This window comes from Providencia sp. PROV200, from assembly GCF_049901995.1.
In the GTDB taxonomy this organism is placed as follows: domain Bacteria; phylum Pseudomonadota; class Gammaproteobacteria; order Enterobacterales; family Enterobacteriaceae; genus Providencia; species Providencia rettgeri_E.
In genome coordinates this window covers 1,059,247-1,078,392 of the sequence record NZ_CP096307.1, presented here as the reverse complement: position 1 = coordinate 1,078,392, position 19,146 = coordinate 1,059,247, and the positions used below count along the sequence as shown (strand labels likewise).

The 19,146-nt window shown below is 40.8% G+C and carries 18 protein-coding genes, 4 tRNA genes and 1 other annotated feature; of the genes, 5 read left to right on the top strand and 17 right to left on the bottom strand.

The window, feature by feature from the left end:
- Window positions 1-43: 43 nt before the first annotated feature.
- Together yfiH and rluD are read right to left on the bottom strand one after the other, a co-directional pair.
- A complete protein-coding gene (gene yfiH / locus M1E86_RS04735) occupies window positions 44-778 on the bottom strand; it encodes a purine nucleoside phosphorylase YfiH (protein WP_213912853.1) in 735 nt (244 codons plus the stop codon).
- Window positions 778-1,755 (bottom strand): 23S rRNA pseudouridine(1911/1915/1917) synthase RluD, encoded by a 978-nt coding sequence (gene rluD / locus M1E86_RS04730; protein WP_213912854.1) that lies wholly within the window; start codon window positions 1,753-1,755, stop codon window positions 778-780. The genes yfiH and rluD overlap by 1 nt, the downstream gene beginning before the upstream one ends.
- 137 nt (window positions 1,756-1,892) lie before the next feature.
- On the opposite strand from rluD, the gene bamD reads away from it, so the two are divergent.
- The 3 genes from bamD to pheA all read left to right on the top strand — a co-directional run bounded on the left by bamD (window position 1,893) and on the right by pheA (window position 4,729).
- Window positions 1,893-2,624 (top strand): outer membrane protein assembly factor BamD, encoded by a 732-nt coding sequence (bamD, locus tag M1E86_RS04725; RefSeq protein WP_102139722.1) that lies wholly within the window; start codon window positions 1,893-1,895, stop codon window positions 2,622-2,624.
- 315 nt (window positions 2,625-2,939) lie between these two features.
- Entirely contained in the window at window positions 2,940-3,272 is a 333-nt protein-coding gene (raiA, locus tag M1E86_RS04720; protein ID WP_036958924.1) for a ribosome-associated translation inhibitor RaiA, read from the top strand.
- Window positions 3,273-3,411: 139 nt separating this feature from the next.
- Window positions 3,412-3,529, top strand: a sequence feature (Phe leader region).
- Between the two features lie 27 nt (window positions 3,530-3,556).
- Complete coding sequence (gene pheA / locus M1E86_RS04715; RefSeq protein ID WP_426099266.1) at window positions 3,557-4,729, top strand: bifunctional chorismate mutase/prephenate dehydratase; 1,173 nt, start codon at window positions 3,557-3,559, stop codon at window positions 4,727-4,729.
- A gap of 48 nt (window positions 4,730-4,777) precedes the next feature.
- On the opposite strand, the gene M1E86_RS04710 is transcribed toward pheA, so the two are convergent.
- From M1E86_RS04710 to ffh, 8 genes are all read right to left on the bottom strand, one after another.
- Window positions 4,778-6,346 carry a methyl-accepting chemotaxis protein gene (locus M1E86_RS04710; RefSeq protein WP_125893603.1) on the bottom strand — a complete coding sequence of 523 codons (1,569 nt, stop codon included), beginning with the start codon at window positions 6,344-6,346 and terminating at the stop codon, window positions 4,778-4,780.
- Between the two features lie 315 nt (window positions 6,347-6,661).
- Window positions 6,662-7,783, bottom strand: a complete 1,122-nt coding sequence (gene tyrA / locus M1E86_RS04705) for a bifunctional chorismate mutase/prephenate dehydrogenase (protein ID WP_213912855.1) — start codon at window positions 7,781-7,783, stop codon at window positions 6,662-6,664.
- A gap of 13 nt (window positions 7,784-7,796) precedes the next feature.
- Window positions 7,797-8,891, bottom strand: coding sequence for a 3-deoxy-7-phosphoheptulonate synthase (locus tag M1E86_RS04700; protein WP_319863389.1), 1,095 nt, complete (start codon window positions 8,889-8,891; stop codon window positions 7,797-7,799).
- Window positions 8,892-9,416: 525 nt separating this feature from the next.
- Window positions 9,417-9,770, bottom strand: coding sequence for a 50S ribosomal protein L19 (gene rplS / locus M1E86_RS04695; protein WP_096864779.1), 354 nt, complete (start codon window positions 9,768-9,770; stop codon window positions 9,417-9,419).
- 41 nt (window positions 9,771-9,811) lie between these two features.
- Entirely contained in the window at window positions 9,812-10,576 is a 765-nt protein-coding gene (gene trmD, locus M1E86_RS04690; protein WP_125893610.1) for a tRNA (guanosine(37)-N1)-methyltransferase TrmD, read from the bottom strand.
- Between the two features lie 38 nt (window positions 10,577-10,614).
- The gene (gene rimM, locus M1E86_RS04685) at window positions 10,615-11,160 is read right to left on the bottom strand and encodes a ribosome maturation factor RimM (protein ID WP_125893611.1); all 546 of its coding nucleotides are present in this window, start codon (window positions 11,158-11,160) and stop codon (window positions 10,615-10,617) included.
- Window positions 11,161-11,178: 18 nt separating this feature from the next.
- Window positions 11,179-11,427 carry a 30S ribosomal protein S16 gene (gene rpsP / locus M1E86_RS04680; RefSeq protein ID WP_004264823.1) on the bottom strand — a complete coding sequence of 83 codons (249 nt, stop codon included), beginning with the start codon at window positions 11,425-11,427 and terminating at the stop codon, window positions 11,179-11,181.
- 136 nt (window positions 11,428-11,563) lie between these two features.
- The gene (gene ffh, locus M1E86_RS04675) at window positions 11,564-12,925 is read right to left on the bottom strand and encodes a signal recognition particle protein (RefSeq protein WP_004914034.1); all 1,362 of its coding nucleotides are present in this window, start codon (window positions 12,923-12,925) and stop codon (window positions 11,564-11,566) included.
- A 384-nt stretch (window positions 12,926-13,309) separates the two neighbouring features.
- Between ffh and M1E86_RS04670 the strand changes: the two genes are divergently transcribed.
- Together M1E86_RS04670 and M1E86_RS04665 are read left to right on the top strand one after the other, a co-directional pair.
- Window positions 13,310-14,101 (top strand): cytochrome C assembly family protein, encoded by a 792-nt coding sequence (locus M1E86_RS04670; RefSeq protein WP_102139731.1) that lies wholly within the window; start codon window positions 13,310-13,312, stop codon window positions 14,099-14,101.
- 42 nt (window positions 14,102-14,143) lie between these two features.
- On the top strand, window positions 14,144-15,430 hold the full coding sequence (locus tag M1E86_RS04665) for a CNNM domain-containing protein (RefSeq protein ID WP_125893613.1): 1,287 nt from the start codon (window positions 14,144-14,146) through the stop codon (window positions 15,428-15,430).
- 84 nt (window positions 15,431-15,514) lie between these two features.
- On the opposite strand, the gene luxS is transcribed toward M1E86_RS04665, so the two are convergent.
- The 7 genes from luxS to csrA all read right to left on the bottom strand — a co-directional run bounded on the left by luxS (window position 15,515) and on the right by csrA (window position 19,129).
- Complete coding sequence (luxS, locus tag M1E86_RS04660) at window positions 15,515-16,030, bottom strand: S-ribosylhomocysteine lyase (protein WP_125893615.1); 516 nt, start codon at window positions 16,028-16,030, stop codon at window positions 15,515-15,517.
- Window positions 16,031-16,183: 153 nt separating this feature from the next.
- A complete protein-coding gene (gene gshA, locus M1E86_RS04655) occupies window positions 16,184-17,743 on the bottom strand; it encodes a glutamate--cysteine ligase (RefSeq protein ID WP_125893617.1) in 1,560 nt (519 codons plus the stop codon).
- Window positions 17,744-17,939: 196 nt separating this feature from the next.
- Window positions 17,940-18,016 (bottom strand) — tRNA-Arg (locus M1E86_RS04650).
- A gap of 95 nt (window positions 18,017-18,111) precedes the next feature.
- Window positions 18,112-18,188, bottom strand: a tRNA-Arg gene (locus M1E86_RS04645).
- A gap of 138 nt (window positions 18,189-18,326) precedes the next feature.
- A tRNA-Arg gene (locus tag M1E86_RS04640) sits at window positions 18,327-18,403 on the bottom strand.
- A gap of 11 nt (window positions 18,404-18,414) precedes the next feature.
- Window positions 18,415-18,507: transfer RNA gene (locus tag M1E86_RS04635), tRNA-Ser, on the bottom strand.
- A 436-nt stretch (window positions 18,508-18,943) separates the two neighbouring features.
- A complete protein-coding gene (gene csrA / locus M1E86_RS04630) occupies window positions 18,944-19,129 on the bottom strand; it encodes a carbon storage regulator CsrA (protein WP_004264815.1) in 186 nt (61 codons plus the stop codon).
- Window positions 19,130-19,146: the final 17 nt, after the last annotated feature.

Sequence of the window (19,146 nt, the reverse complement as noted above, 5' to 3'; positions counted from 1 at the left end):
ATTATTTTTGTTATATTCGTTAATTTAGAATAAAAAACCAAAACTAGGTATTTATCCATATCAACGAGGCCATCCTGCCAGTCTTTCCTTCTCTTCGATAGGAAAAAAATCTGTTTTTGTCTGTTACGGTACAAAAATCACCACCATAGACCTTCGTTACGCCAGCAGCCTGTAGTTTTTTACGTGCTAATAAATAAATATCAGCCAGATATTTATCATTATAAGGAATAAAAGCAGAGGCTAAATCAGATGATTGATTAACAAAAGCCGCTTTGACTTCCTGACCGACTTCAAATTTCTCAGCACCAATAGCGGGACCAAGCCAAGCAATAATTTCATTTGCAGGACTAATAAATTGAGCAACTGTATTTTCAAGAACCCCATGACATAGCCCGCGCCACCCTGCGTGGGCTGCTGCCACTTCCGTTCCTGCTTGATTAGTCAATAACACAGGCAAGCAATCCGCTGTCATAATAGCGCAAACTTGCCCTACCTGATTGCTATACACGGCATCTGCTTGCCTATTGTGAACTTTCTTACCAACAAGATCGAGTACATCCGTCCCATGAACTTGCTCAAGCCAAACAGGCTGTTGCGGTAACTGAGCAAGTTTTTCAAGACGCTGACGATTTTCACTGACGGCATTGGGGATATCCCCAACATGATCACCTAAATTCAAGCTATCGAAAGGTGGCAGGCTCACTCCACCAGCACGCGTTGTACTACAGCTAGCTATATTGTTAGGTTGTGGCCAATCAGGGAAAATCAATGTATTCATTACCAGTCCATATCGTCTTTATACAGTTCAGTATCTGCTTTTAGAGCTTCAATAAGCTTAACCATATCATCAGGTAACGGTGCATGCCACTCCATTTGAATACCTGAAATTGGGTGATATAAGCGTAACATGGTGGCGTGCAGTGCTTGCCTATCAAAATTACGCATCACTTCCAGAAATTCTTCTGTCGCCCCTTTTAATGGACGCGGACGGCCACCGTATAAAGGGTCACCAATTAATGGATGATTGATGTGGGCCATATGAACACGGATTTGGTGGGTTCTCCCCGTTTCCAGACGTAAACGTAACCGAGTATGGGCTCTAAAGTGCTCCATTATTCGATAATGCGTTACCGCAGGTTTCCCCATTGGATGAACAGCCATATGCGTTCTTTTGGTAGGATGACGTGAAATAGGCTCTTCTACCATGCCACCCGCTGTCATACGGCCTACCGCAACCGCTTCATATTCACGCGTAATTTCTCTACGTTGCAATGCTTCGACGAGGTGGGTTTGAGCAGGAACTGTTTTTGCTACAACCATTAAGCCAGTGGTGTCTTTATCTAAACGATGAACAATACCGGCTCTTGGCACATCTGCAATTTCAGGATAGCGATATAACAACGCATTCAAAATTGTGCCATCAGGGTTCCCTGCACCAGGGTGAACAACTAAATCACGTGGTTTATTAATAATTAGGATATCTTCATCTTCATAAATCACATTAAGTGGGATATCTTGTGGTTCCCAGCGATTATCTTCTTCAATGAGGGCATCGATTAAAATTTGTTCACTGCCGAAAACTTTTTCTTTTGGCTTATTGATAACTTTGCCATTAACCTGCACTCTATCAGCTAAAATCCATTCTTTTATGCGAGAACGTGAATAATCAGGGAACAATTCGGCCAAAGCCTGATCTAAACGTTGACCAAGCTGTGATTCAGCGATAGTTGCACTAAGTTGTACTTGTTGAGCCATAAATTAATCTACTTTTTGGTGTTTGTATTTTGACGGCAGCGCCGTTTCATTTAAAATATATGCTATTGTAACTCGAATTTTGCCGGGAGCCTTATGGATAGACTCCCTCGAAACACTCAGAGGATAACCTACACGTGATGATACGTATGAAAAATCTGGTGGCTGCAGCCACGTTGAGCCTGATTTTAGTCGGCTGTTCCAGCACTCCTGAAGTCAGCCCTGATAGCTCCCCTGCTGAAATATATGCAACGGGTCAGCAAAAGTTACAGGACGGCAATTTTAAAGCAGCGATTAAACAATTTGAAGCTCTTGATAACCGTTATCCATTTGGTCCATATGCTCAACAGGTTCAATTAGACCTGATTTATGCATATTATAAATCAGCAGAGCTGCCAATGGCGATAGCCGCGATTGACCGTTTCATGCGTTTGAATCCAACTCATCCAAATATTGATTATGTCCTCTATATGCGAGGCTTAACCGCAATGGCTCTGGATGATAGCTTATTGCAAGGCCTTTTTGGTATCGACCGCTCAGACAGAGACCCACAGCATGCACGAGTTGCATTCAAAGATTTCAGTCAGCTAGTGCGCTACTACCCTAACAGCCTATACTCCAATGATGCGAGTAAGCGGTTAGTCTTCTTAAAAGACCGCTTAGCGAAATTCGACCTTTCTGTTGTCGAATACTACAACAAACGCGGTGCTTATGTCGCGGTTGTTAATCGTGTTCAACAAATGCTAAAAGACTACCCAGACACAGAAGCAACACGTAATGCCTTAGCATACATGGAAATTGCTTATAATGAGATGGGGCTAAACCAAGAAGCGAATAAAGTTGCGAGTATTATTGCTGCAAACCCACAATAATACCATCGTAAGATCTAAAACAGCAGCCATGGCTGCTGTTTTTCTTTGTTAGCAGTGATTTAGTTGCTTGCTCATTTAAGTTACTAATTTTAACCCAAAAAAAGCTCAGGCCAATAACCGTTCCGTTAGCCAACCCAATCAGTTTCCCTTAAACCATTCATCTTGGCAATGCTTTTTCGCCCCTTTTTTACGTGAAATCACACTTCGGATGGGTGCAACTCTTCCCCTGAATGAGATGTGATCTACATCAATTTTTTCTTAGCAAGAACAGGTATTCTGAACTCAACAAAGACGGAAACAATGAGAGGTAACTATATGATAGTGAACATTACTAGCAAGCAAATGGACATTACCCCAGCGATTCGTGAGCACATTGAGAGCCGTCTAACAAAACTCGACAAGTGGCAAGTATCTCTGATAAATACCCATGTTGTATTATCAAAAGAGCCACAAGGTTTTATGGTTGATGCCAACATAAAAACAGCGACAGGAAAATTGGTCGCAAGTGCCAAGCATGAAGATATGTACGTTGCAATTAATGAACTAATTAACAAACTCGAAAGACAACTCAATAAAGTGCAACATAAAGGAGAATCAAGAAGAGCCTATAATAGTGTAAAAGAAGCGAATAATACTGTTACGTTATAATTTTATATTATCTATCAACTAATCTTGAACCTTATAAACGCGCTCACTATGGGCGCGTTTTTTATGTTTCTGAACCTTATCTATTGACTTCTGAGTGAGTATCGGGTTTATTTAAATTGAATCTGACGAAAGGTATCCATATGAATCTTAATTTTGTTTTCTTTTTCTTCTTTAGCAACGCCTAATTAGGGGCTTTTGTCGTTCGAGAAAGAAAAGAAGACAAAATTAAAAAGCCCCCTCTAGGGGGCTTTTTTTATATCATAATATTAACAGGGGTGGGCAGAATGGAAAACAGCACTAATTTATTGAAAGTAAGAGAAAAAATAAGCCAACTAGATAGTGAGTTACTCAATCTTTTAGCAAAGCGCCGTGGTTATGCTGTTGAAGTTGCTGAAACAAAAATTGATGATAGCCGCCCGATTCGCGATAAAGACCGTGAACGCCTGCTTTTGGATGTTTTAATTAACAAAGGCAAACCTCTAGGACTTGATGGTTTTTATATTACTCGTTTATTTCAAATGATTATTGAGGACTCTGTTCTTACACAACAGGCGATTTTACAAAAGCATTTAAATTTAACCCCTAGTGACACTGCCCGTTTCGCATTTTTAGGGCCGAAAGGCTCTTATTCACACATTGCTGCACGCCAGTACTCAGCCCGTCATTTTGACCAGTTGGTTGAATGCAGTTGCCACAAATTCCAAGATATTTTTTCATTAGTTGAAAATGGGCAAGCAGAATACGGTATTTTGCCAATAGAAAATACCAGTTCAGGTGCAATTAACGATGTTTACGATTTACTGCAAAATACGTCATTATCAATCGTCGGAGAGATTCGACTCCCAATTAATCATTGCCTCTTAACGACAGGAAATACCGATCTCAGCCAGATCAAAACCGTTTATAGCCACCCACAGCCTTTCCAGCAATGTAGCCAGTACTTAGCGCAATTCCCACACTGGGAAATAAAATATTGTGATAGCACATCGACCGCAATGCAAATGGTTGCCGATCAAAACTCACCGAGTGTCGCAGCTCTTGGAAGTGAAGCCGGTGGCGCATTATACGATTTAAGTGTAATAGAGCATAACCTTGCTAATCAGCAAATTAATATGACTCGCTTTATTGTTGTTGCACCACAACCAATTGAAGTCACAGAACAAGTTCCTGCAAAAACAACACTGCTTCTGACCACTGGCCAACAAGCTGGTGCTTTAGTTGATGCATTAGTTATTTTGAAAAATAATAAGATAATTATGAGCAAGTTAGAATCACGCCCAATTAATGGAAAACCCTGGGAAGAGATGTTTTATGTCGATGTTCATGCAAACTTGCGTTCAGATAATATGCAACAAGCTTTAAGAGAACTTTCAACAATTACTAGGTCAATTAAAATATTAGGCTGCTACCCATCCGAAAATGTGGTTCCTGTTGAACCTGAAAAAATTACACCTTAATAAGATATAGTTAGGCTGCATTTTTCAGTGCAGCCTATTAAACTGAAACTATACTCTCACTTCAGGTTGGTGATTCGACGATTTCACTCTGAAATAATTGACTAGCTCCTTCAAATGGTACGCCTGTTCATTTAATGAGTCCGCTGCGACAACAGATTCTTCAACTAAACTCGCATTTTGTTGTGTGGTTAAATCAAGCTGCCCGACCGCACTATTAATTTGAGAAATACCATCGCTTTGCTCACGGCTAGCTTGCCCAATTTCACGTAATAACGCATTCATCTCTTTTACACTATCAACCATACCATGTATTTGTTGCGTTGCTTTTTCGACAAGTTCCATGCCTTCTTGTGTTTGGGACGATGAATTTTCAATCAACCCACGAATATCACTCGCGGAAGCAGCACTTTTCTGTGCTAGCAACCTTACTTCTCCAGCAACAACAGCGAAGCCTCGCCCATGCTCACCCGCTCTTGCCGCTTCCACTGATGCATTCAATGCTAAAATATTAGTTTGGAATGCAATGGAGTCGATGAGATTAATAATTTCTGTCATCTGTGATGATGAGCCATTAATTGCACGCATTTTATTCGTAACTTGGCTCATCATATCACCATTGTTTTGTACAATAATCGCAGTTTGGTCTGCAAGCATACTTGCTTCATGAGTGTGTTCAGTCGTGTTTTGAACCGTTGACGTGATTTGTTCCATTGAACTGGCTGTTTCTTCAACTGATGCGGCTTGCTCTTCAGTACGCGCGGCCAGGTTTTGGTTCCCCGCAACAATTTGCCCTGCTGCTGCCGAAATACTTTCAGAACCTTGCTGAACCTCTTGGACGATTTCCAGCAAGTGTTCTTTCATTGCATTCAGTGCATTTAGCAACACACCCGTTTCATCTTTTGAAGTAACCTGAATATCTTTAGTCAAATCCCCATTTGCAATTGACTGAGCGAAATTAACTGCATTTTCCAATGGCCTGGTAATTATTGTCGTAATATACCACCCCATTACGCAGCCCACGCCAATACTCAAGATCGATAGCACTGCCAGTAATATTTTATTACTTTCATAGTCTGCATTAACTTTCCGGCCAATCTCTTGCATCTGCAAATCTTGAATTGCCATTAACGTTTGAATTTGTTCTCGATAATCACGCTGAATACTCGACGTTTTCGTCATCATTTCGTCAATAGCAGCCTGGCGATTATTCTCTGATAAAAAGGTATTGATGCGAGTAATTGATGAATGAAACTGTTGGCGAATAACACGCAAATCAGCCAAGACTTCTTTAGAGCGATCATCTGTAACGTTATTTTCTAAGTTTTCCATCAATTCATTAATTTTTAATGTAATTTTAGCCAATTCTTCTCTGCGTTTATCACTACCACGATCATCCAGTAAAATTAGCTCTTGGATCCCTATAAAAGAATAGAAGTTATCCATCATTTGCCCTGCGGTAGAGGCGATAGGATAACTTTCATACAACACTTGTTTCATGCCATCATTAGCTCGATTCATATTCGCTAAAGAAAATATTGAACTTAAGATAATAAGCGCAACAAAACTACCAAATGCTACCGTTAACTTCATACTGATTTTAAGATTTTTAAAAAACATATATTTACCACGCTAACCATCATTTAATGAGTAGTGTTATCGGTAAAATAGATGAAATCTTTATCATATAAATCGATCGATTCATAAATATTAATTTTATAAATCGATTAATTTAGAATTAAATAGTGAATAAATTTAATTTTCGACTGAGTGGCATATTATTCGATAGAAATTATATAGATAAGTACAATTGCTTATTTTAAATAAATATATACGGAAAGATTAGCTAAAACAGGAGGCTATGGAAGATAATAATAAATTAACAGAAATTAAAGCCCCCTACCGCTATAAAATACGATAGAGAGCGGGGGATGATTATTTCCGATTATCATTTGCTCGTTGCAATAATGATTGGCTTTCTTTCATAAAATGATAGGCATCTTCGCCGAACCACTGGCTAACTTGATTAAATTGGCGAATAAATTCTGTTTTATCTTTGTTCTCTAGTAGTGCGATTGAATCACCTAACAACTGGTGATATCGACGTATCAATTCAACATTTTCATTTGAAGACATAATAATGTCTGCATATAGCTGAGGGTCTTGGGCAAATAACCGCCCAACCATCGCGAGCTCTAAACGGTATATAGGCGATGATAAATCAAGTAATTGCTGTAAATCGATATTTTCCTCAGCAAGGTTTCGCCCGTAAGTAAATGTTGTAAAATGGCGTAGCGCCTGAATAAAGCTCATATTTTTATCATGCTCTTCGGCTGATATTTCTTTCAAGCGAGCTCCCCAAACTAATAGTTGTTCAAGGAACCACTGATAAGCCTCTGAGCTACGGCCATTGCAGTAAGCAAATACTTGCTTTGCAACACTACCAATATCAGGGCCAAACATCGGGTGAAGTCCAAGTACGGGCCCATCATGTACCGCTAACATCGCATCTAACGGTTGCTGCTTAACCGATGCGATATCCATTAAGATAGTGCTTTTATCCAGTTTCGGCAGTTGGTTAATGACTTGCACCGTTAAATGTATTGGTACACTAATCATCACGATGCTAGCACCAGCAACTATAGACTCTGCTTGCGGCCAATCACCTTCGTTCAAGGTTTTAACTTGGTAGCCTGATAAGTTAAGGAGACGATGAAATAGCCGTCCCATTTTCCCATCGCCACCGACAATCACAATTGGTCCTGCTGATGGGTTCAGTGTTTTGAACCCTTTATCATTTTCACGTGCATAAGATTCACGCATGATCCGTCTAAGAATATCTTCAATCAGATCAGGCGGGATCCCCATACGCTCAGCTTCGGCACGGCGTGCTGCCAACATGCTTGTTTCTCGTTCAGGCACATAAATCGGTAAGCCGTGTAAGCTTTTCACTTCACCAACTTCAGCAACCAGTTGCAGCCTTTTTGCTAATAAATCGAGTAAAGATTTATCAACTTCATCAATTTGTTCCCGTAAATGGGTTAACTCAACAGACATACCAATACCTTGATCAGCTCACTTTACTCAATTTTTGCGCACGTTGTTTAAGCACAGGTAGCAATGCCTGATGTAAATTACGCAATACCGTTTCCGTCGTTTGCCAGTTAATGCAGGCATCTGTCACTGACACACCGTATTTCATTGCGTCACGGGCTTGTTCAGATGTTTGATTCCCTTCATTAATATGGCTTTCTAACATAATACCTGTAATTGATTCATTACCATTAATAATTTGTTCAATAATAGAATCAACAACTAATGGTTGACGCCGGTAATCTTTATTTGAGTTTCCATGGCTACAGTCCACCATAAGCGATGGCGCTAAACCTGCTTTTTTCATTTCCGCTTCACAAGCCGCGATATCTTCCGCATTGTAATTTGGCATTTTTCCACCACGTAAAATGACATGGCCATTACTATTCCCTTTAGTATGTAATAAACAAACTTGGCCAGATTGGTTAATTCCCATAAAACGGTGTGGCATGGCAGCAGCTTTTAATGCATTAATTGCTGTAGATAAGCTTCCATCTGTCCCATTTTTAAAACCAACTGGCATAGATAAGCCTGATGCCATTTCACGGTGTGTTTGTGACTCAGTCGTTCTTGCACCAATTGCAGACCAACTGAATAGATCCCCTAAGTATTGGGGATTGTTAGGATCCAGTGCTTCTGTTGCTAATGGTAGCCCCATATTCACTAAATTAGTTAATAAGTCACGAGCAATATGTAGGCCTTTTTCCATTTCAAAAGAGCCATCCATAAATGGGTCACTAATCAAGCCTTTCCAACCCACTGTTGTACGAGGTTTTTCAAAATAGACACGCATCACAATATATAAGCTATCACTTAATTCTTCGGCTAATACTTTTAGACGCTCACCATATTCAATAGCGGCATCCACGTCATGGATTGAGCAAGGACCACATACCACGAGTAAGCGAGGGTCACGTTGGTGAATGATATCAGCAATCACTTGGCGCGATGTCGCAATGGCATGCAGGCTGCTGTTACTCAGCGGATATTTCTCTTTCAGACTCTCAGGAGTGATTAATACCTGCTCGTCTTGAATATTCACGTTGTTGAGTACATCTTTTTGCATGATCATTTTTTACCTACTTATTAGCTTATATTTGCTTAGTTTATTATTTACGTATTGTGTTTGAGTGCATGAGTAATAACATACCATGCATCGTAAACAATTCAATCCATTTATGTAAAATATCTCTATTGATGTATATTTTTATTTACACAAATATATCTAATTGATAGTTAAATAAATCAAAGAAAGATAGATATTTCCACCATTTAAATTAGAGTTGAAAATCACTTATCTGTAAATATTTATTTACAGATAAGTATGAGTTACCAGCTATATTCTAAATAGTTCAAGTTGTAGCAAGGCGGCAAAGTGAGGACATCGCAGGGAGCATACATCAGTATGTGACCTGTGTGGCTGAACAAAGCCAACACAGCTACAGCTTGAAATATGACGAATATAGATGTGACTAGTGTGACTGAACGCAGCCAACATAGCTACAACTTGAAATATGAAGAATATAGTGGCGAATATAAAAAGGCCCGCAAAAGCGGGCCTCTCTATAACATAACTTTCGGATGTAGCGAAAGCGTATTACTTGGCGTTCAGACGCTCTTTGATACGAGCTGCCTTACCAGAACGCTCACGCAGGTAGTACAGTTTAGATCTGCGAACAGCACCACGACGTTTAACAGCAATGCTATCTACGACTGGAGAGTGAGTTTGGAATACACGCTCAACACCTTCGCCGTTAGAAATTTTACGAACAGTGAATGCAGAGTGCAGACCGCGGTTACGAATAGCGATAACCACGCCCTCGAATGCCTGCAGACGTTTTTTAGAGCCTTCTACGACCCATACCTTAACTTCCACGGTGTCACCCTGACGGAATGAAGGTACGTCCTGCTTCATTTGCTCTTCTTCGATTTGTTTAATAATGTTGCTCATAATAACTCTCTTACCCTAGGTAAACTGATATATTTAGACAATTAATTGTCTGGATTCATTTGTTGCTCAGACTGATATTCCCGTTGGAATTCAGCCAGCAACATCCTCTGCTCGTCAGTCAGAGCTAGGCTTTCCAGAAGCTCAGGTCTTCTAAGCCAGGTACGGCCGAGTGATTGTTTCATGCGCCAGCTATCTATTTTAGCGTGGTTTCCTGAAAGTAAAACATCAGGAACTTGCATGCCATCTAACACTTCAGGGCGGGTATAGTGTGGACAATCTAACAAACCATCTGCAAAAGAATCTTCTTGGGCAGAAGCTTGATGACCAAGTACCCCGGGTATAAACCGTGAAACTGAGTCAATCAACACCATCGCGGGAAGTTCCCCACCACTGAGAACGTAATCACCGATTGACCATTCTTCGTCAACTTCGGTTTGAATGATACGTTCATCAATGCCTTCATAGCGGCCACAAACAAGAATTAACTTCTCATTAGTTGCCAGCTCGCAAACACCGTCTTGACTGAGTTTGCGCCCTTGCGGTGAAAGATAAATAACCTTTGCACCCTCACCAGCCTCAGTTCTTGCTGCGTTGATTGCATCCTTAAGCGGCTGCACCATCATCAGCATGCCTGGACCACCACCATAGGGGCGATCATCAACAGTCTTGTGCCTATCGTGAGTAAAATCTCGCGGATTCCAGCACTCAAATGTTAGCAGGCCATTTTTCACTGCCCGGCCAGTTACCCCGTACTCGGTTATTGCGCGGAACATTTCGGGAAACAGGCTAATTACACCAATCCACATGATTTTGTCCCACTCATCAAAACCGTTCAACCGGAGATTTAAAAACCAGGATCCCAATCCACTTCAATAAGTTTAGCATCGAGATCGACTTTCTTGATAACCTGCCCATCAAGAAACGGAACCAACCGCTCCTTGATGCCAAATGCATCTTTTAAATTCGCCTTAATGACCAGTACATCATTTGAACCGGTCTCCATCATGTCAGTGACGGTACCAAGGTCATACCCTTGTAACGTCACTACGTGGCAGCCCATCAGGTCTTTCCAGTAGTATTCGTTTTCTAACTCAGGAAGTTGGGTTGAATCAACCGCAATTTCAAAATTAGTCAAGAGTGCTGCTGCATCGCGGTCATCGACCCCGTTCAGCTTGACGATGATATCCTTGTTATGATGTTTCCAATCTTCAATTTCAATGTGTTGCCATTGACCTGAACGTTGGATAAACCAAGGCTGATACTCAAAAATACTTTCAGCATGTTCGGTGGACGAAAAAACTTTGAGCCAACCACGAATACCGTATGCCGCACCTAATTTCCCCAATACTATTGGGTTTTCAGGTGGCTGTAGTTTAGTTTGCTTGCTCATTGTTACCACCGCGACAGATTAAGCTGCTTTCTTAGCTTGTTTGACCAGTTGTGCAACACGGTCAGAAATAGTTGCGCCTAAGCCAACCCAATGCTCAACACGGTCTAGGTCTAAACGCAGTTCTTCTGCTTGACCTGCAGCGATCGGGTTGAAGAAACCGATACGCTCAATGAAACGACCGTCACGCGCATTGCGGCTATCAGTCACAACGATTTGGTAGAACGGACGTTTTTTAGCGCCGCCACGAGATAAACGAATTGTTACCATAACATCCTCATTAGTTAACAAAACAACCAGACTCCATCGAGGGATAGAGTCCGGCTGTCATATAAAAAGCCCGAAAAGTTTACTCACTTTGACGCAAAAATCAATCAAAAGTGCGTTTTGTTTGAGGCTTTATTGCTTAACGCCCCGGAAAGCCCGGTGGCATCATACCCTTCATGCCGCGCATCATCTTGGCTAGGCCGCCTTTTTTCATTTTCTTCATCATGCGTTGCATGTCATCAAATTGTTTTAAGAGGCGATTAACTTCTTGCACGGTAGTTCCCGAACCTGCCGCAATACGACGTTTTCGTGAACCTTTAATAATTTCTGGTTTTTCACGTTCTTTACGTGTCATGGAATTAATCATCGCTTCCATACGAACGGTGATTTTATCATCCATTTGGGACTTAACGGCATCCGGTAACTGAGACATTCCTGGCATTTTGCTCATCATGCTCGCCATGCCGCCCATATTACGCATTTGCTTTAATTGACTTAAAAAGTCGTTTAAATCAAAGCCATCTCCCGTTTTAAGTTTTTTAGCAAGCTTTTCAGCTTCATCACGGTCAACTTTATGCTCAATCTCTTCAATCAGAGAAATCACATCCCCCATACCAAGGATACGAGACGCTACACGCTCTGGATGGAATGGTTCTAAGGCATCAGTTTTTTCACCAACACCTAAGAACTTAATAGGTTTCCCCGTAATCGCACGAATTGAAAGCGCCGCACCGCCTCGTGCATCACCATCCACCTTGGTCAACACAACCCCTGTCAGTGGTAAGGCTTCGTTAAATGCTTTCGCTGTGTTTGCCGCATCCTGCCCTGTCATCGCATCAACGACGAATAAGGTCTCAACGGGCTTAATAATGCGGTGAACCTCTTGGATTTCCTCCATCATCGCTTCATCGACATGCAAGCGACCTGCGGTATCCACCAACAACACATCGTAGAATTGCAATTGTGCATGTTTTAATGCTTTTTGAACAATTGCTGCGGGTTTTTCTTGTACTTCTGAAGGGAAAAAGTCAATTCCAACGCTTTCAGCTAATGTCTCTAGTTGTTTAATCGCTGCAGGGCGATAAACGTCAGCAGAGACAACTAATACTTTTTTCTTTTGCTTTTCTTTTAATAGCTTACCTAATTTTGCAACGCTGGTTGTTTTACCGGCACCTTGCAACCCCGCCATTAAAACAACCGCGGGGGGTTGTGCAGACAAATTAAGTTGGTGGTTTTCGTCCCCCATCGCCCTAGTCAGTTCATTTTGAACTATTTTAATGAACTCTTGGCCAGGTGTTAGACTTTTATTGACATCTTGCCCAACGGCATTTTCTTTAACTTTTTGAATGAATTCACGGACAACTGGTAAAGCAACGTCAGCTTCCAGTAAGGCCATGCGAACTTCGCGTAGTGTTTCTTTAATATTTTCATCAGTTAGACGGCCACGCCCACTGATATTGCGCAACGTGCGCGATAGTCTGTCAGTTAAATTATCAAACATATGTCTTAGCTCAATTCTGTTGATGGGCCGATGTCAGCCTGATCTGGTTGCTAATACAGATAATTTCAAGTGTCATTATCTAACAACTTGAATTATAAGCATCAATGCCTTCACTATGATGAAGGGAAACCAACACTAAAAATAATCGCGGCAAAATAATGCCCCATTGTAACATGCCCACAGTTTTTTCGCTGCCCCCTGTTTGAAACAGATGATACAGGTTATTATGGCTTGAATTTAATAATACGAACCAAGCAGTAGGCGCATGAAGTGCTATCAGCAATGAATATATTGTGATTGGCCCGTCCAATAGTTGGAGCCTACACTCGTACAAGTTATACTATGAAATAACTTTCCACTAAAAACGATTAACGACACTATACTATGCCCGTATTTGCAGTCATAGCAGTTTGTACATACATGGTCAGTCTATTACTGATCGTCCCTGGCCAAGTGCGTAAGCAGCCACTCTACCGCTATCTTGCACTTTTTCTTGCTGTGATTGCGTTAGTAACTCACGCTATTACATTGAAATTTTTGATTTTCAGTGAAGCCGAAGGACAAAACCTCACACTGCTGAATTTAGGCTCAACAGTGAGCTTGCTCATGTGTGTGATTATGACTGTTGTCGCTTATTGGGGAAAAGCTTGGTACTTAACGCCCATCGTCTATAGTTTTGCCATCATTAACTTGATGTTGTCGACGCTAATGCCTGGGGAGTTTATTACGCATCTCGAAGCACGAGTACCACTTTTTGTTCATATTGGCCTCGCTTTATTGAGCTATGCAACACTTCTTATTGCCGCCTTATATGCGTTACAAGTGGCTTTAATTGACCATCAGCTAAAAAACAAAACCTTAAAATTTAGTCCCGATATGCCACCTATGATGGTAATTGAACGTAAAATGTTCCACGTCACTCAAGTTGGCGTCATTTTGCTGACTCTTACCTTATGTACCGGCTTTATTTATATGGATAATATTTTTGATAAAGAAAATATCCATAAATCGGTGTTATCCGTGATCGCCTGGTTTGTTTATATCACTCTACTTTGGGGCCATTTCCATGGAGGATGGCGAGGTAAGCGCGTCTTATTTTTCCATGTTGGCGGGTCAATCATTTTAACCATGGCTTTTTTTGGTAACCGTCTAATACAGGAGTTTATGGTATTTTGACACAAATAAAGTCACTCTTTTCACAGCATAAGGAAACTTGTTTTGGATGATGTGTCCACGAGTACGCTAATCATCATATTGATTGTTTTAATTTTTATGTCAGCCTATTTTTCTGCATCAGAAACAGGGATGATGACGCTAAACCGTTATCGGTTAAAACATTTAGCAAAACAAGGCAATCGCTCAGCGATCCGTGTTGAAAAACTTCTTAAACATCCAGACAAGCTGTTAAGTCTCGTCCTTATCGGTAACAACTTAATTAATATCGTCGCTTCTGCATTAGCGACGATTATCGGTATGAGGCTGTATGGTAACGCAGGAGTCGCGATATCGACGGGGATCCTGACCTTTGTGATCCTCATTTTTGCTGAAGTTATGCCCAAAACGCTGGCTGCGCTCTACCCTGAAAAAATCGCATTTCCAAGTAGTTATTTCTTAAAACCATTACAAGTGGTCATGATGCCCATTGTTTGGGCATTTAATACGATTTCAGCGTTGCTGTTACGTTGCATTGGCGTGAAATCACTAACCGCAAGAACTGATGCGGTTAATAAGGAAGAGTTACGCACTATTGTTAACGAATCAAAGCATAAAATTAGCCGCCGAAATCAAGATATGTTGATTTCAATTTTAGATTTAGACAAAGTCACTGTCGGCGATATTATGCTGCCTAGGAATGAAATTGTTGGCATTGATGTCAATGATGACTGGAAGTCAATTATTCGGCAGCTCACCCACTCACCTCATGGCCGTATTGTGTTATACCGTGACTCACTCGATGACTCTATTGGTATTTTACGTGTCCGTGAAGCCTACCGTCTTATGATGGAAAAACGTGAGTTTAATAAGCAAAACCTCATAAAAGCTGCTGATAACATTTATTTTATTCCTAACAGTACACCTTTAAATGTTCAGTTAGTTAATTTCCAGCACAATAAAGAAAAACTCGGGATCATTGTTGATGAATACGGTGAAATTCAAGGCCTTATCACTGTAGAAGATATATTAGAAGAGATAGTGGGTGACTTTACAACCTCTATGTCGCCATCCTTAGCCGAGGAAGTCTTGCCACAAAGTGATGGGAGTGTTCTTGTGGACGGCACTGCAAATATTCGTGAACTGAATAAGGCTTTTGACTGGAATCTCCCTATAGATGGCCCTAGAACGGTTAATGGGATGGTTTTAGAGGTTATCGGTGACATCCCACAACCTGAAGAGCAAATCGTGGTAGGCCATTACCTTATCGAAGTATTAACGATGAGTGAAAATATCGTTAAGCAGGTGAGGATCACGCCACTTACTTTTAGTTCTCAAGTCCCTGATCTTTGAGTTGACTATAAACTTGCCAGTAAATTCTCATATAAAAAAAGAGCCTTCATTGGCTCTTTTTAATAGCGGATATGCCATAAAAAACTAAACGTGTAACTGCTCAAGTTTCTCTGCTGGTAGTGCTAACTCATCGTTCTTATTGATTCCAATTTCTGACGCGATAACATTACGTGCAATTTGCTGAGCTTCTTCTAGCGAGTGCATTTTGTATGTACCACATTGGTACACATTCAATTCGGGAATTTTGTTTTGATCTTTCACTTGCAAAACATCTTCCATTGCAGCTTTCCATGCCTTAGCAACACGCTGTTCATCTGGCTGACCGATAAGGCTCATATAAAAACCAGTACGACACCCCATTGGTGAAATATCAATAATTTCAACACCATTACCGTTGAGGTGATCACGCATAAAGCCTGCAAAAAGGTGCTCTAAAGTATGCGTTCCTTTTTCTGTCATGGCTTCTTCATTGGGCACAGTAAAGCGCAAATCAAAAACCGTAATGGTATCACCACTTGGTGTTTTCATGGTCTTTGCCACACGTACAGCAGGTGCTGACATGCGAGTATGATCGACAGTAAAGCTATCTAATAATGGCATTTCGTGACCTCCTCGAAAATAAAAAATATTTTCTAAAATAAATGAAACTATTTTGAAAATACATAGTCTGAATTATTGAAAGACGCGCAATTTGTTATCATCCCTAATTCTCTAAGAGATTTTTTATTTGGCCACCTAGAGTGGCCATTTCTTTTAACGCCCTGCATGAATGCGCAGATAGTCCTCAAAGCTTTCGCTCTCATTTTGTTCCATCTTTGCTTGCTTCTCTATTGAAGCTAATCGTGCTTGCTCAAATTGCTCTTCAGTTATCACTTCATACGGCTCATTCACTAACTGTTCAAAATATTTTTCAGCTAATTCTAACCCGTAGCCACCAATGCCTTTCTCTAGCATTTCATCCATAACAAGTGCTGAATATGTGAGAGTAGGGTCTTTAAACATAGCAACAAATTGGTGACAAACCTCTTGATACTTGGCATCACAACAAGTGTCTAATACTTCAGCCACGCGAATCAAGTCATTAAATAATTGCTGCCCGACTTCAACTAATGGCTTAACTTCACTGCCACAACCGAAACCAATAACTTGACCTGGTTTACGGCCTTCGAGGATGACACGATTCCAGTTTTGACGACAACAGTCTAATTCCTGTGCATTCATTTCAGGTGCATCAGCAAGTACACACCAGATTAAGAATAGATCAACAAAACGAGCTTGAGTTTCATTAACACCAATTGCACTAAATGGATTAATATCAAGTGAACGGACTTCAATGTACTCAATACCACCGCGCAACAACGCATCAGACGGTGATTCACTACCTTTAGGTACGCGTTTAGGCCGTATTGGGGCGTAGAGCTCATTTTCAATTTGTAGCACATTCGTATTCAGTTGAATATATTTGCCATCTTTTTTTACACCCAGTTTTTCAAATTCAGCTGAAGGCTTATGGATGGCTTTTTTTAGGCTTTCGACGTATTCATCCAGTTTATTGAATGTGATATTTAAATCACTTTGTGATTTATTTGTATACCCCAAGTCACTCATGCGTAATGATGTCGCATAAGGCAAGTAATACGTACCACAGTCCGTTTTATCAAATGATAGTGTAGTATCTCTATCTTTCAAAAAAGAGCCGCAGATAGCCGGAGATGCGCCAAATAGATAAGGAATAACCCAACCAAAGCGGTAGTAATTTCTAATCAGGCGCAAATAGCCTTCAGAAATTTTTTCTTTGCCACTTTCTGCATCTTCAATACCAGCCCATGCTTGCCAAAATTCAATCGGCAAAGAGAAGTTATAATGCACCCCTGCTATCGTCTGCATCAAAGCGCCATAACGATTTTTAAGGCCCTCACGGTACAGTGTTTTAAACTGCCCTACATTAGAAGAGCCATATTGCGCAAGAGTGATTCTATCTTCACTTTCAATAAAGCACGGCATACTCAACGGCCACATTCTTTCATTTTGAAGGTGACGAGCAGTATAGCGGTGCAAATCCCGCAAAAAAGCCAAATTATGGCTAATGCTTTTATCTACAGGAGTAATAAATTCGAGTAAGGACTCCGCAAAATCTGTCGTGATCCATTTATGTGTTAAAGCTTTTCCCAGCCCTTCTGGATGCAAGGTCTCTGCAATTGCGCCTGTTGGGGTTACACGCAATGTTTCACGCTCTATACCACGTTGAATGCCATTTAGTGTTTCTGGGTGCGCCTCTAACCATGAGAGCGCTTTCGATACGTCCGGGATCAAGTCGACCTCCCGCCTGTGATGTTAATTTATTTTATTAAGGCAATTACTTTAGCCTAAATCACAGAAATTGTCGCTGTCTAGATGTGTTGTTTATGAGGGAATAAATCAAAGAGCTATCGAAAATATGATTTAGTTAATTTTATGAATGGCAATTTTAGACAAAAAAAAACTCCTCGAATGAGGAGTTTCTTAATGATGGTGCATCCGGGAGGATTCGAACCTCCGACCGCTCGGTTCGTAGCCGAGTACTCTATCCAGCTGAGCTACGGATGCAAAATTTGGTCGATAGTAAATCGATAGTTACAATAACTATTATTGAATTAAATTAATAAGGTATTATTGATATCGCTAAGTTATTAGCTAAGAGATGGTGCATCCGGGAGGATTCGAACCTCCGACCGCTCGGTTCGTAGCCGAGTACTCTATCCAGCTGAGCTACGGATGCATACTTAATGCAAGATGTGCTGCTCTCTCAAACTTCTTTATCAACTTCTACTTCTATAAATCAATTTCTTAGTTACTGCTTTGTTTGGTTGCTAAAACCGAAACAACACCCCATCAGATGTTCTCATAGGGTTAAAGATGGTGCATCCGGGAGGATTCGAACCTCCGACCGCTCGGTTCGTAGCCGAGTACTCTATCCAGCTGAGCTACGGATGCATAATCTAAAATGGCGGTGAGGGAGGGATTCGAACCCTCGATGCAGCTTTTGACCGCATACTCCCTTAGCAGGGGAGCGCCTTCAGCCTCTCGGCCACCTCACCATATTTTAGTTACACACGATTTGTTTTTTCAAACATCTCGTTGCTGTGTGGCGCACATATTACTTTCCTAGACTTAGAAGTCAAACAATTTTTCCAAACTTTTTGCATTCCGTTGTCTGTTTGCACATTTCACAAGCAAGATGATTAGTTTAACACCGAAAAAGAGACATTTCAGCCCTTATGGCACTAACTTTATAAATAAAAATACAGGGACAAAATCATTCTATAAATGAATAAAAATGAGTTCACAGGATTGATTTGCCTATATTTCAAACAAAAGAAAATAAACTCTCAGCACAAAGGGACCTAAGACTAAACAATAAAATGAGTTCGAGGAAAGATAGTTATAAAAAAGAAAGGATGTTCCTAGAAATAATGAGAGTAAGACAAGCGCCCATTCTTGCTGTGTGGTCAATCATTGGACGCTTATTCATTATTATTGATTATCTGGTTGAGTCTTTTCAGCCTGGATCCGTTGATAAATTTCTTCACGGTGAACAGAAACTTCTTTTGGGGCATTAACACCAATACGAACTTGGTTGCCTTTGACACCCAATACAGTAACTGTTACCTCATCGCCTATCATGAGTGTTTCACCAACTCGACGAGTCAGAATAAGCATTCTTTGCTCCTTGAAAT

What these genes read in the sequence shown, in the direction of transcription:
- rpsP (WP_004264823.1), bottom strand. Translation starts at nt 11,427, where the DNA reads ATGGTAACAATTCGTTTATCTCGTGGCGGCGCTAAAAAACGTCCGTTC.
- rimM (WP_125893611.1), bottom strand. Translation starts at nt 11,160, where the DNA reads ATGAGCAAGCAAACTAAACTACAGCCACCTGAAAACCCAATAGTATTG.
- rplS (WP_096864779.1), bottom strand. Translation starts at nt 9,770, where the DNA reads ATGAGCAACATTATTAAACAAATCGAAGAAGAGCAAATGAAGCAGGAC.
- ffh (WP_004914034.1), bottom strand. Translation starts at nt 12,925, where the DNA reads ATGTTTGATAATTTAACTGACAGACTATCGCGCACGTTGCGCAATATC.
- bamD (WP_102139722.1), top strand. Translation starts at nt 1,893, where the DNA reads ATGATACGTATGAAAAATCTGGTGGCTGCAGCCACGTTGAGCCTGATT.
- M1E86_RS04710 (WP_125893603.1), bottom strand. Translation starts at nt 6,346, where the DNA reads ATGTTTTTTAAAAATCTTAAAATCAGTATGAAGTTAACGGTAGCATTT.
- M1E86_RS04700 (WP_319863389.1), bottom strand. Translation starts at nt 8,891, where the DNA reads ATGATCATGCAAAAAGATGTACTCAACAACGTGAATATTCAAGACGAG.
- rluD (WP_213912854.1), bottom strand. Translation starts at nt 1,755, where the DNA reads ATGGCTCAACAAGTACAACTTAGTGCAACTATCGCTGAATCACAGCTT.
- luxS (WP_125893615.1), bottom strand. Translation starts at nt 16,030, where the DNA reads ATGCCATTATTAGATAGCTTTACTGTCGATCATACTCGCATGTCAGCA.
- raiA (WP_036958924.1), top strand. Translation starts at nt 2,940, where the DNA reads ATGATAGTGAACATTACTAGCAAGCAAATGGACATTACCCCAGCGATT.
- yfiH (WP_213912853.1), bottom strand. Translation starts at nt 778, where the DNA reads ATGAATACATTGATTTTCCCTGATTGGCCACAACCTAACAATATAGCT.
- tyrA (WP_213912855.1), bottom strand. Translation starts at nt 7,783, where the DNA reads ATGTCTGTTGAGTTAACCCATTTACGGGAACAAATTGATGAAGTTGAT.
- M1E86_RS04670 (WP_102139731.1), top strand. Translation starts at nt 13,310, where the DNA reads ATGCCCGTATTTGCAGTCATAGCAGTTTGTACATACATGGTCAGTCTA.
- csrA (WP_004264815.1), bottom strand. Translation starts at nt 19,129, where the DNA reads ATGCTTATTCTGACTCGTCGAGTTGGTGAAACACTCATGATAGGCGAT.
- trmD (WP_125893610.1), bottom strand. Translation starts at nt 10,576, where the DNA reads ATGTGGATTGGTGTAATTAGCCTGTTTCCCGAAATGTTCCGCGCAATA.
- pheA (WP_426099266.1), top strand. Translation starts at nt 3,557, where the DNA reads ATGGAAAACAGCACTAATTTATTGAAAGTAAGAGAAAAAATAAGCCAA.